Consider the following 12,463-nt stretch of genomic DNA (forward strand, 5'->3'; position numbering starts at 1 on the left):
ATCAGTTCACCGAAATGGCGCAGTCGAACGTTTCTGCCGGCTCGACTTCCGGTTCCCAGGGCTGCTGCGAAGTCAGGCGCAGGCGGCCGGTGCCGGTGGCGAAGGCCTGAAAGCGCCAGGTGGAAAAACCGCCCGCGCCGACCATGCCGGAATCTTTCGGACTGCTGTAAACCTCAGGGCTGAGTGCATGTAGCACGCCGCCGGCGGAGTCCTGAATTGCCCAGCGATAGCCCGTGGTCGGGTTGCTCGGCAGCATCACGATCAGGTTTTGTCCGTTGGTCAACTGCACGGGGCATTCGCTCTGGTTTTCCACGGTCACGTTCTGTTTTGGCTGCGTGGCGCAGGCGGCCAGCAAAGAGAGGGCGAGAGGGACAAACAGGCGAGTGGCGGACATAGGCTCAGTGGCTCCGGCGTTGACGACGAACGGCGAGCATAACTGAAGATGAGACAAAGTGTGACGGTCAGGCGGTTCTGTGGTGTTGCCACAGACGCCTTCGCGAGCAAGCCCGCTCCCACAGTAGTTGTGTGGTGACCACAAATGCTGTGTTCACTACAGAACCCTGTGGGAGCGGGCTTGCTCGCGAAGGCGGCGTGTCAGGCTCTGGATAACTGTCAGAACAACACTTTCGCCACATCCGCAAAGCGCTTGGCGAAGTGCACGGTAATGCCCTCCTTCAGATAATCCGGCAACTTAGCGTCGGCCGATGCAAAAATGCTGACTTTGATCAGCAGCAGACTATTGATGGATCATGGTAAATGAGCAAATAACAGGAAAACTTTCGTCACTGCCCTCTTTTGTGAAACTTATATCCATCGCACAGGAGTAGCGATGGGTGACAGGGTCAAGGTTGAGAAAAATAACGCCTTCTCCCGGAATGGTCCTAAAAAATCGGCGTTAAAATTTCCGTCATATTCGACTCTGATATTTTCTGCAGGAAAGTCATGCCTGCCATTGTCCGGATACTTCTGGTCTTTTTTTGTCAGGAAAACCCTGACGTTTCTTGAAAAATTCGGTTGGTCAGGACGGCGGTAGATTCCTTCCAGGGCTAGGGTTTCTTTATGAGTACTTATGATTAGTTTATCGGTCGAGAAGTTGACGTCCTCTGGGATGTAGGCTGTCAAAATACCGCGAGCAAACGTCCTTGCATCTTTTGAGTTATTCATCTTGAAGCTCCTGTGTCTAACCTGGGGGGAGAAACAAGGTAGAGCTTATTCAAGATAGAAAACTTCGGAACTGTCAGAAATGTCAGTTTTTTATATCGCTTGGCAATTATGAAGTGCTCGGCTATGCGAAGAAGTATTGGTCGTTATCGTTGTTTGATTGATAACGACCAATGTATGAATCAGAACAAAACTTTCGCTACATCCGCAAAGCGCTTGGCAAAGTGCACCGTAATCCCTTCCTTCAGATAATACGGCAACTCCTCAAAGTTGCCCCGGTTCGGCTCCGGCAGGATCAGTTCGAAGATCTTCTGCCGCCGCGCCGCGATCACCTTCTCACGCACGCCGCCAATCGGCAGTACATGCCCGGTCAGGGTTAGTTCGCCGGTCATCGCCACGCCTTTTTTCGGCGGCTGATTGCGGGCGAGCGAGAGCAGGGCGCTGGCCATGGTCACGCCGGCGCTCGGGCCGTCTTTCGGTGTGGCACCTTCCGGTACGTGCAGGTGGACGAAGGCTTCGTCGAAGAATTTCGCATCGCCACCGAACTGTTTGAGGTGCGAGCTGACGTAGCTGTAGGCGATCTCCGCCGACTCTTTCATCACATCGCCCAGTTGTCCGGTGAGTTTGAAGCCGCGATTGAGCGTATGGATCCGCGTGGCTTCGATCGGCAGGGTCGCGCCGCCCATGCTGGTCCAGGCCAGACCGGTAATGACGCCGGTGCCGGACAGCACTTGTTCATTGCGGAACACCGGATGGCCCAGCGAGGCTTCGAGGTCTTTCGGCCCGAGCTTGATCACTGCTTTCGGGTCGTCGATCAGCTTCATCACCGCTTTGCGCACCAGTTTGCCCATCTGTTTTTCCAGTTGGCGCACCCCGGCTTCGCGGGCGTAACCGTCGATCAAGGCCTTGAGTGCGCTGTCGCTGATGCTCAGGCTGCCCTTGGACACGCCAGCCTTTTCCAGCAGTTTCGGCCACAGGTGACGCTTGGCGATGGCGACTTTTTCTTCGGTGATGTAGCCCGACAGGCGAATCACTTCCATGCGGTCCAGCAACGGCCCGGGAATCGAATCCAGGGTGTTGGCGGTGCATACGAACAGGACTTTCGACAGGTCCATGCGCAGGTCGAGATAGTGATCGAGGAATTCGACGTTCTGTTCCGGGTCGAGGGTTTCCAGCAGCGCCGACGCCGGGTCGCCCTGGTAGCTCTGGCCCATCTTGTCGATCTCGTCGAGCATGATCACCGGGTTCATCACTTCGACGTCTTTCAACGCCTGCACCAGTTTGCCCGGTTGCGCGCCGATGTAGGTGCGGCGGTGGCCCTTGATCTCGGCTTCGTCACGCATGCCGCCGAGGCTGAAGCGGTAGAACGGCCGGCCAAGGGATTCGGCGATGGATTTGCCGACGCTGGTTTTACCCACGCCCGGCGGGCCGACCAGCAAGACGATGGAGCCGCTGATTTCGCCTTTATAGGCACCGACCGCAAGGAATTCGAGGATGCGGTCCTTGATGTCGTCGAGGCCGGCGTGGTGTTTGTCGAGCACCTTGCGCGCGTGCTTGAGGTCGAGTTTGTCCTCGCCGTACACGCCCCACGGCACCGAGGTCGCCCAGTCGAGGTAGTTGCGGGTGACCGCGTACTCTGGCGAGCCGGTTTCAAGGATCGACAGTTTGTTCATTTCCTCTTCAAGCCGTTTCTGCACCTGTGCCGGCAGCACTTTGCCTTCCAGGCGTTGCTCGAACTGTTCGAGATCGGCGCTGCGGTCGTCCTTGGTCAGGCCGAGTTCCTGCTGGATCACCTTGAGTTGTTCCTTGAGGAAGAACTCGCGCTGATGCTCGCCAATCTTGCGGTTGACCTCGGCAGAGATTTCTTTTTGCAGGCGCGCGACTTCGACTTCCTTGCGCAGCATCGGCAGGACTTTTTCCATGCGCTTGAGCATTGGCACGCAGTCGAGCACTTCTTGCAGTTCATTACCTGTCGCCGACGTGAGGGCGGCAGCGAAGTCGGTCAGCGGCGATGGATCGTTGGGGCTGAAGCGGTTGAGGTAGTTCTTCAGCTCTTCGCTGTACAGCGGGTTGAGCGGCAGCAGTTCCTTGATCGCGTTGATCAGCGCCATGCCGTAGGCCTTGACCTCGTCGGTCGGCTCGGTGGGCTGGTGCGGGTATTCGACTTCGACCAGATACGGCGGGCGGTGGTGCTTGAGCCAGGTCTTGATGCGTACGCGGCTCAGGCCTTGGGCGACAAATTGCAGTTTGCCGTTTTCACGGCTGGCGTGATGGACCTTGACCAGCGTGCCGTATTCGGGAAGGGCGCCGGTGTTGAAGTGGCGCGGGTCTTCCTGGGGCGTGTCCATGAAGAACAGGGCCAGGGAGTGGTGGTCGGATTTGCTCACCAGATCGAGGGTTTCGGCCCAGGGTTCTTCGTTGACGATGACCGGCAGCACTTGGGCCGGGAAGAACGGGCGGTTGTGGATCGGGATGACGTAGACCTTGTCCGGCAGGTTCTGGCCGGGCAGGGCCAGGCCTTTGCCGGATGAGGTGTGTTCGATGTGTTCTGCTTCGGTGTAGTCGTCGGGGTTGTCCGGGAATTCTTGCTGGTCGCTCATGGGGCACCTGCGCAATGGGGTATGGGTCTTAGATGGGGCAGGCTTTGGGTGGTTTCAATGGGGGGCGGTGTTTCTGCTTGGGTGTTCAGGGTTTTGACAGGCGTCACGCTTTGGACTTGGCGGCCTTTGGGCCGACCAGGTTCTTGGGGTTTTGGGGGTATATCCGTTTTTTTGGGTGTGGCGGCTGGCGGTTTCGCCCTTACGGCGAGTCACCTTTTCCAGACGCCGAAAAGGTAACCGAAAAGGCTTGCTCCTGCGTTCGGCCCGCTCGCTGGGGCTCGGGGTTCCTTCGCTCCGGGACTGATCCGTGGGGCAGCGCCTCCGGTTTGCTTCGCTGCACCTCCTCTCGCTGTGTTTGGCTGCGCCAAACGGTCGCTGCGCTCCCACCCCCGGATCAATCCCTCCACTCAGCCTTCCGACGTCGCCCGTGGATCAAGATCAAGAGCGGTACTCGAGCTTGCGCTCATTGTTTTGAGTGGGGCGGCTGCGCCGCATGGGGCATACACGAATCAAAACTGTGGGAGCTGGCTTGCCAGCGATGGCGGCCTGACAGCCAACCGATCTCCAACTGAATGCACCGGGTTCAAACTGTAGGAGTGAGCCTGCTCGCGATGGCGGCCTACGAGCCGACCCATCTCCACCTGACTCACCCAATTCCACTGTGGGAGCGAGCTTGCTCGCGAAAGCGGTGTGTCAGTCACCGCAAGTGTTGGATGTGCTGACGCTTTCGCGAGCAAGCCCGCTCCCACTATGGCTCAGCTGTGTGCCGCAGATTGGGTGATTTCCACATTATCCAGCACCCGATTCACCGCCAGTTCGGCGAGCATGATGATTTGCTGAATGGCCAGTATCGTCCGGCGCTGCGGGATGTCGATGTACGCGGCGATGTCGCTGGTCATGAGGCTGGCTTGGGCCAGTGATTCGCAGGCGTGGACCAGCAGGCTTTCGTTGTCCATGTCCGGGGCGACCTGGAACATGCTGCTGGGTTTGTGGAATCTCACCGCGGCGGCGGAGGGTTTCAGGTAGTGATCCAGCGCACGCTCGGCGGCGTCGTGGAGTTTTCTGGAATCGAGGGATTCGTAGGGCGAGGTTTCTGGGGGATTGGGTGTGGGTTTGATCATGGTGAATTCTCAGTTGGTGAAGTGGAGCTACCTTCAATTGCCGCGACGCAATCTGAGGTGGCAGCTGTACGCGGGTTCGCGGACCGATAACTGAGGAATCGGCATACCCCCAAAGAAGGTATCCCGCGCACAGCCGCCATGACACAACCAACAGGCATCCGAGGTGCTGTCAGGTTGGCGATTATGCACCAGTTATCAGGCCGCGACGCCCGGCCGCTGAATTTCCAGCGACCACCAGAGCCTATCCAGCCAACTTCCGAGGCACAACCGACGCGACTTGTCGGAAATCTCCCGCGTATAACGCGCTTCTGTAGGACGGACACCGTCCAGTGTGAGAGCGGGCTTGCTCGCGAAGGCAATGTGTCAGCCGGCAAACTCATTGGTTGATACACCGCTTTCGCGAGCAAGCCCGCTCCCACAGGTTTGTCCGGTGGACTCAGAAAGTGTGGGCACAAAAAAGGCGATGCCCCTCACGGAGCATCGCCTTTCCTTTACCGCCGCTAAAACTTATTCCGGCAGTTTGTACGCAATCACATAGTCACCCATCTTGGTGCCCAGCGAACCGTGACCGCCAACAACGAGCAGCACGTATTGCTTGCCGTCCTTGCCGGTGTAGGTCATCGGAGTCGCTTGACCGCCTGCAGGCAGACGCGATTTCCACAGTTCTTTACCGGTGTTCACGTCGTAGGCGCGCAGGTACTGATCGAGGGTGCCGCTGAGGAAGCCGACGCCGCCTGCAGTGACCATCGAACCGCCCATGCTTGGTACGCCCAGGGTGAAGCCGATCGGGATTGGCGAGCTGTCGCGGCTGGTGCCGTTTTTGCGTTTCCACACAACTTTACCGGTGGTCAGGTCGATACCGGCAACGTAGCCCCAGGCCGGGGCCTGGCACGGTACGCCCAGTGGCGACATGAACGGGTGCATGATCACCGCGTATGGCGCGCCGGTGTTTGGCTGCACGCCAGCGGTTTCGCTCTCGCGTTTGCTGCCGGCGGCGACTTTCTCGCGTGGCACCATTTTCGAAACGAAGGCCATGTAGTTCGGGCTGGTGAACAGCATCTGGCGAACCGGGTCGACCGAGACGCCGCCCCAGTTGAACACGCCGACGTTACCCGGATAGATCAGGCTGCCCTGTTCCGACGGAGGCGTGTATTGGCCTTCGTAGCGCAGTTCCTTGAACTGGATGCGGCACAGCATCTGGTCGAACGGGCTGGCGCCCCACATGGCTTTTTCGGTCAGTTCCGGGGCCAGCAGGTTGAGGTCCGAACGGGCCTGGGTCGGTGCGGTGTGGTCGCCTTTCACGGCGCCTTGCGGAACCGGGATTTCCTTGATCGGGATGATCGGCGTGCCGTCACGACGGTCGAGGACGTACAGGCTGCCCTGTTTGGTCGGGGCGATCAGCGCCGGTTTCACGCCGTCGGCGGTTTTCATGTCGAGCAGGGTTGGCTGGCTGCCAACGTCCATGTCCCACAGGTCGTGGTGGGTGAACTGGTAGTTCCAGCGCACTTTACCGGTGGCCAGGTCGAGGGCAACGATGCCGGCGCTGAATTTCTCGGCGCCTGGGGTGCGGTCTGCGCCCCACTGGTCTGGAGTCTGGTTGCCCAGTGGCAGGTAAACCATGCCGAGTTTTTCGTCGACGCTGGCCAGCGACCACATGTTGGCCGAGTTGCGGCTGTAGGTTTCGCCCGGCGCCAACGGCTCGGTGGCGTCCGGCTTGTCGCTGTCCCAGTTCCACACGAGGTGGCCGTCGCGCACGTCGAAAGCGCGGATCACGCCCGATGGCTCGTTGGTCGACTCGTTGTCAGTGACGTGACCGCCCATGATCACCAGATCACGGGTAATCGCCGCTGGCGAGGTGGAGTAGTAGCCACCGGCGGTGAACGGGCCGATGCCTTGGGTCAGGTCGACCACGCCGTTTTTGCCGAAGCCCTCGCAGATCTTGCCGGTGTCGGCGTTCAGGGCGATCAGGCGTGCATCGGCAGTTGGCAGGTACAGACGACGCGGGCAGGCCTGGGCAACGGCTTTGCCGGCTTCGGAGATAACGGCCGAGGCGGCGTTATCAGCTTTCGCGTAAGCGGCTTCGTCGTAGTACGACACGCCACGGCAGGTCATGTGGGCGAAGCCCTTGAAGCCCACCGGGCTTTTGATCTGTGGGTCGAAGCGCCAGATTTCCTTGCCGGTGTCCGGGTCCAGTGCCAGCACTTTGCTGTGCGCGGTGCAGGCATAGAGCATGCCGTTGACTTTGAGCGGGGTGTTTTCGTTGGTCAGCTCGACCGGGTCATCTGCGGTTGGCAGGTCGCCGGTCTGGATGCGCCAGGCTTCTTGCAGCTTGCCGACGTTGGCCGGAGTGATCTGCTTCAGCGGCGAATAGCGGTCGCCGAACTCGGTGCGGCCATAGGCCTGCCAGTCGCCATCAGGCATTTGCGGTGCGGTGCTGGTCATGTCCGCGGTGTCGCGGCCCAGTTCGCCAAAGGTTTCGCCCGGGTGGGTGAACAGGCTGGCCAGGGCAGTGACGCCGGCCAGCACCACGGCCACGGTCAGGCCACCCGTGCCCATCGGCGCCGGGCCATTGAGCAGCAGGGGACGACGGAACCACGGCAACAACATCACGATGCCGAGAACGAACCACAGGGCCAGACGCGGCACCAGTTGCCACCAGTCCAGACCGACTTCCCACAAGGCCCAGACCGTGCTGGCGAACAGCACGATGGCGTACAGGCCCAGCGCTGCACGACGACGCAGCAGCAACAGAATGCCGCTCAGCGCAATGCCGATACCGGCCAGCAGGTAGTACAGCGAGCCGCCGAGCATGCTCAGCTTGACTCCCCCGGCCAACATGGCCAGGCCCATCAGTAGAAGCAGAATGCCGAGCAGGCTCGGTAACAGACGGCCCCGACTCGAAGCACTTTCGGTGCTCATAGTGTGATTCTCCGTGACGTTTATTTAGTCCCGCGCTTTAGTCACTCTAGATGACGATTGGGCGCAGGTATGGTTCAGATAAAAACTTGTCTAGCTAACGAATTTCATCAATCCCCCTGTGGGAGCGGGCTTGCTCGCGAAAGCGGTGTATCAGAAGGCTGATGCATCGACTGACACGCCGCCTTCGCGAGCAAGCCCGCTCCCACCTTGGGGATTCGCGTAAATCTTTAGAACGACGACTGGATCTTGATCCCCGCGATCAGTGCGTCATCGACCTGGTCCACGCCGCCCGGATGGCGGATGTATTGCAGGTTCGGGCGCACGGTCAGCCAGTTGGCAACGTGCACGCCGTAATACAGTTCGGCGCTGTATTCGGTGTCCTGCGGCGGCAGGAAGGACGGGTCGTCATAGTCGTAGACGGCGTGCGCCTGATTGCTCGCTTCGGCGTTTTTGCGGAAGGCCGGGTTGACGTGGACGCGGGCCAGGGCGAAACCGATGTCGTCTTTGGCGCGGGCATCGAACGGGCCTTTGTAGACGACGCCGGCCTGCACGTAGTTGTCGATCGCGTTGGTTTTCTTGTCGTGCATCGTCGCGTTGGCAAACACGCTCAAGCCGCGCGAGTGGTCGCTGGCGATGCTGGTGACTTGCTGCTGCGCACCGAACCACACGCCGTGCTTGCTCGACGCGCTGCGGTAGGCTTCGCCGCTCAGCGCGGCAGGCTGGCCGTTCTGGTCCTTATAGACGTCAGCAGCCTTGGCGCTGCTGTAGTAGTAACCGGCGCGGTATTCACCCGGCAGACCATTGAGTTTCGGCGTCCACACCAGTTCGACCGGCAACACGGCGCCCTGGGTGCCGCTGCCGCTGAGTTTGAAGCCGTTGCCGCGATCGAGGTTCGACGGGTTCTGCTCGTAGGCGCCGACCTGGGCGTACAGCTCTGGGGTCAGGTGATATTTGACCCGCAGCGCCCACTGGCTGACCGGCCAGTTGTACCAGATGCCGCCGACCCAGTTGCCGACCTGCGAGCCGCAGAACGCCAGGTTCTGGAAGTCGCACGGGAAGCTGTTGAAGTCTTCGCCTTCACCGAACCGGCCGACCTTGATGTCGAGCTTCTGGTCGAAGAATTTCTGCTGATACCACATCTGCGTCAGGCGCGTGGTCTGGCCACGGCCCCAGACTTCCTGGGCCGAGGTGAAGCCGCCCACGCGTGGATCGTTGATCCGGTCGTTGCTGATGTTGTTGCCGCTGCGCTTGGTGATGGTCAGCTGAAACTCGGCGTCGTCCCAGCCAAGGATTTTTTGCAGGTCCAGGTGCGTGCCCAGACCGAACTGATCGCTGTAACGCGCGGTGCGATCGTGGTCGTAGCCGCCGTGCAGGTTGCTGCCCATTTCGCCGGTGTAGTCGAGTTTGAAGTCGTAGCCTTTTTCCGCCAGTTCGGTACGCGTGCCGTTCCAGTCACCGAGCATCCACGGTGAGTCGCTGTCGAAGGCGGGAGCCGCCTGGGCGTAGGTGGCGAAGCCGAGCGCGGTGCAGCCGCCGAGCAGGCGCAGGGCTGAGATAGCGCTGTCTCGGGAGAAGGAAAAATCAGGCATGGGTCAGTCTTTTTTTGGTGTTTTACGGGGGTAAACCGAGCGCTTCAATTTGACGCAGGCAGTGAAGCGATTCAGCTGAAGGGCGGCAGGATAATGATCTGTAACAAAAAGACAAAGGGCTTTTGCAGACATGCAGCATTTCTGATTCGGTAACAGTGCGGCAAACGGGCGCATTGCGGCGATGGCTGCTGGCTGCGATCTTCTCGGGTTGGCCTACATTTGATCCAAGGCCTTCCACCTGACCGGCCCCTCGGCTAAGGTGCGCGGCTTGTGCATTTTCCCTCCGTCCAAAGGCCTGGCATGAACGACCACACTCCCGATCCGCTGCATGGCGTAACCCTCGAACAGATCCTCAATGCGCTGGTGGCGCATTACGAGTGGTCGGGGTTGGCCGAGCGCATCGATATCCGTTGCTTCAAGAGCGATCCGAGCATCAAGTCGAGCCTGACCTTCCTGCGCAAAACCCCGTGGGCGCGGGAGAAGGTCGAGCGCTTGTACGTGAAACTGATGCGCACCAAGCGTCCGCTCTGAGATGGACGCCGTTACGCGGCGACGCCTGATCACGCTCATCGCCACGCTCGGTTGGGCCGGGCTGAGTATCCAGCTGTACCTGATTTTCCTTGCGCGGCTGAGTGTCGATGCCAGCCTGTTGGGCGGGCTGGTGAGTTTCTTCAGTTACTTCACGGTGTTGACCAACACGCTGGTGGCAACGGTGCTGACCTGCGCGGTCACCCGGCGTGAATCCGCTGCGCAGCGCTGGTTTCTGCAACCGTGGGTCAGTAGCGGGGTGGCAGTTAGCATTGCTGTGGTGGGGCTGGCTTACAGCATTCTGCTACGGCATTTGTGGCATCCGCAGGGCTGGCAGTTTATCGCTGACGAACTGCTGCACGACGTGATGCCGCTGCTGTTTCTCGGTTACTGGTGGTTTTGCGTACCCAAAGGCACGTTGCGCCTGTGGCACCTGCCGCTGTGGCTGATTTACCCGTTGGTGTATTTCATTTACGCGTTGCTGCGCGGGCATCTGCTTGGCGCTTATGCGTATCCGTTCATCGATGTGGCGCTGCTGGGTTATGCACAGGTGTTCATCAATGCCGGAGGGATATTGGTGGGGTTTGTGCTGATTGGCTTGCTGGTGATCGGGATCGACCGCTGGCAGTCAGGACGAAGTTAAAAGGTCAATGTGGGAGCGGGCTTGCTCGCGAAGGCGTCAGGTCAGTCAACATCATGGTTAAATGATCGACCGCATTCGCGAGCAAGCCCGCTCCCACAAGGGTAAATCACTCTTCTGCCGAACCCTCGGCGCGCCAGTAGCCGACGGCTTTGACGAACTGCTCATTGAGTCCATGCTCATCCAGCAGCACCCGACGGATCTGCCGCGAGACCTTGGTCTCGGTCGCCACCCATGCATACAGATTGCCCTTGGGCGCCTGCAACTGTTTGACGGTGGTCAGCAGGTTGTCCTTGCCCCCGTCGCGCAGGACCCAGATCACATTGACCTGCGCCTTACTTTCCAGCACTTGTTGCTCGGCACCGTTCTCCACTTCGATCACCACCAGCGCCTTGCGATTGGCCGCCAGGCCTTCAAGGCGGCGGGCGATGGCGGGGAGGGCGGTTTCGTCGCCGATCAGCAGATAGCTGTCGAAGATGTCCGGCACGATCATCGAACCGCGTGGCCCGCCGATGTGCAGGAATTGCCCGGGTCTGGCCTGTTCAGCCCAGGTCGAGGCAGGGCCGTCGCCGTGCAGGACGAAGTCGATGTCCAGCTCGAGTTTTTCCAGGTCGTAGCGGCGCGGGGTGTAGTCGCGCATCTCGGGCAGCGGGCCGTTGTCCTTGCCGGCGCCGAGCACCATGGTTTCCAGCGCCGCAGCCTGTTCGGCATTCTGCGGAAACAGCAGCTTGACGTGATCGTCGGTGCCCAGGCTGATGAACCCGGCCAGTTCCGGCCCGCCGAGGGTGATGCGGCGCATGCGCGGGGTCAGGTCGACCACGCGCAGGACTTCGAGTTTGCGGCGTTTGATTTCGTGCATCACGCGGTGAATGGTTTGCGTATCGACTGCAGTCATTCGGCTTTCTCCGGGGCAGATTGAACGGCAGGGCCGTCGACGATGGCTTTGGCGGTGTCGTTGAGCAGCGCGGCAACCCGCTGGATTTCTTCCGCGCTCCAGCGTCCGTGGTGCAGTTGCAAGGCGTGGCGCAGGTTGTGCACCGCCTCGTGGATTTCCGGCGGCCGGTCATGGCCGCGCAACGAGCGTTTGCTGACGTCGATGCGCATGCGCACGCCGTCCAGCGCTACCGCTTGTTCGCTTAGGGACAAACGACCGGCGTCGGTCACGCTGTAGCGTTTTTTGCCGGCCTCGGCGTCGCCGCTGATCAAGTCGCTTTCTTCAAGGAAGGTCAGGGTCGGGTAGATCACGCCGGGGCTTGGGCTGTAGGCGCCGTCGAACATGCCTTCGATCTGGCGGATCAGGTCATAGCCGTGGCACGGCTGCTCGGCGATCAGCGCCAGCAGCAACAATTTCAGATCACCGGGGGCGAAGACCCGTGGGCCGCGTCCACCGCGTTCGCGGCCGGGGCGTTTTTCGAAGCCGTCACGGCCGTCGCCGTGTTCGCGGTGATGATGGGGGGAATGATGGTCTCTCATTTTCCTGCTCTCTCGTCGTGTTTAGATACAACTTAAGATATATCTTTAGGCGTTGACAAGGGTTCCTGACCAACGGCGCTCACCTGACCGATCGAATCTGCGGTCGAAAAAACCGGAAAATGATCAAGAAAACGCAGTATTAAATCCCCCGGCAAAGGCGCAGATTAGTGCTGATTCTCTAATATTCCGTTTCGCCCTTTGTTTCCGGGAAAGTGTGGTACATGTCTTACGGAAGTTGCTACCAAGTTGTGGCGCATGCAGTCATTCGGCTGGCGCGCTGTAGCCTGCTTCTTACAGTTGAACAGGAACTTTCCTGAATTTCGCGGTTTTTTCTTTCTCATCTAATAGCGTCCAGGCTACAAGGTCGCAGGACGTTGCCTGCTTACTTTGAAGATAAATTGGTTGAACATTCTTCGGCGTTGAAAGTTAACG

Annotated in this window: 10 protein-coding genes and 1 pseudogene; 3 read left to right on the forward strand and 8 right to left on the reverse strand. The window is 59.8% G+C overall.

Annotated features, from left to right (window positions below; genetic code table 11):
* Position 1: 1 nt before the first annotated feature.
* From KCG87_RS16935 to KCG87_RS16960, 6 genes are all read right to left on the reverse strand, one after another.
* Positions 2 to 394 (reverse strand): protease inhibitor I42 family protein, encoded by a 393-nt coding sequence (locus KCG87_RS16935; RefSeq protein WP_007964468.1) that lies wholly within the window; start codon positions 392 to 394, stop codon positions 2 to 4.
* Between the two features lie 410 nt (positions 395 to 804).
* Positions 805 to 1,164 (reverse strand): hypothetical protein, encoded by a 360-nt coding sequence (locus KCG87_RS16940; RefSeq protein ID WP_210558512.1) that lies wholly within the window; start codon positions 1,162 to 1,164, stop codon positions 805 to 807.
* Between the two features lie 179 nt (positions 1,165 to 1,343).
* The gene (gene lon, locus KCG87_RS16945) at positions 1,344 to 3,761 is read right to left on the reverse strand and encodes an endopeptidase La (RefSeq protein WP_210558511.1); all 2,418 of its coding nucleotides are present in this window, start codon (positions 3,759 to 3,761) and stop codon (positions 1,344 to 1,346) included.
* Positions 3,762 to 4,516: 755 nt separating this feature from the next.
* Positions 4,517 to 4,882: a DUF6124 family protein gene (locus tag KCG87_RS16950; protein ID WP_027612112.1), complete on the reverse strand. Its 366-nt coding sequence runs from the start codon at positions 4,880 to 4,882 to the stop codon at positions 4,517 to 4,519.
* 507 nt (positions 4,883 to 5,389) lie between these two features.
* Positions 5,390 to 7,801 carry a glucose/quinate/shikimate family membrane-bound PQQ-dependent dehydrogenase gene (locus tag KCG87_RS16955; RefSeq protein WP_210558510.1) on the reverse strand — a complete coding sequence of 804 codons (2,412 nt, stop codon included), beginning with the start codon at positions 7,799 to 7,801 and terminating at the stop codon, positions 5,390 to 5,392.
* 227 nt (positions 7,802 to 8,028) lie between these two features.
* Positions 8,029 to 9,390, reverse strand: coding sequence for a carbohydrate porin (locus tag KCG87_RS16960; RefSeq protein ID WP_210558509.1), 1,362 nt, complete (start codon positions 9,388 to 9,390; stop codon positions 8,029 to 8,031).
* A gap of 300 nt (positions 9,391 to 9,690) precedes the next feature.
* Between KCG87_RS16960 and KCG87_RS16965 the strand changes: the two genes are divergently transcribed.
* The 3 genes and pseudogenes from KCG87_RS16965 to KCG87_RS27625 form a co-directional block, all read left to right on the forward strand.
* Entirely contained in the window at positions 9,691 to 9,921 is a 231-nt protein-coding gene (locus KCG87_RS16965; RefSeq protein WP_003227831.1) for a VF530 family protein, read from the forward strand.
* Between the two features lies 1 nt (position 9,922).
* Positions 9,923 to 10,561 (forward strand): Pr6Pr family membrane protein, encoded by a 639-nt coding sequence (locus KCG87_RS16970; RefSeq protein ID WP_115988973.1) that lies wholly within the window; start codon positions 9,923 to 9,925, stop codon positions 10,559 to 10,561.
* A 9-nt stretch (positions 10,562 to 10,570) separates the two neighbouring features.
* Positions 10,571 to 10,660 (forward strand): annotated as a pseudogene (locus KCG87_RS27625) (metal ABC transporter ATP-binding protein); the annotation flags it as partial.
* A 7-nt stretch (positions 10,661 to 10,667) separates the two neighbouring features.
* Here the strand turns inward: KCG87_RS27625 and KCG87_RS16975 are convergent.
* Together KCG87_RS16975 and KCG87_RS16980 are read right to left on the reverse strand one after the other, a co-directional pair.
* Entirely contained in the window at positions 10,668 to 11,453 is a 786-nt protein-coding gene (locus tag KCG87_RS16975; protein ID WP_210558508.1) for a siderophore-interacting protein, read from the reverse strand.
* Positions 11,450 to 12,031: a PadR family transcriptional regulator gene (locus tag KCG87_RS16980; protein ID WP_027612106.1), complete on the reverse strand. Its 582-nt coding sequence runs from the start codon at positions 12,029 to 12,031 to the stop codon at positions 11,450 to 11,452. Before KCG87_RS16980 ends, KCG87_RS16975 begins: the two co-directional genes overlap by 4 nt.
* Between the last annotated feature and the right edge of the window lie 432 nt (positions 12,032 to 12,463).

It is taken from the genome of Pseudomonas sp. MWU347 (assembly GCF_017947305.1).
GTDB lineage: Bacteria > Pseudomonadota > Gammaproteobacteria > Pseudomonadales > Pseudomonadaceae > Aquipseudomonas > Aquipseudomonas putida_A.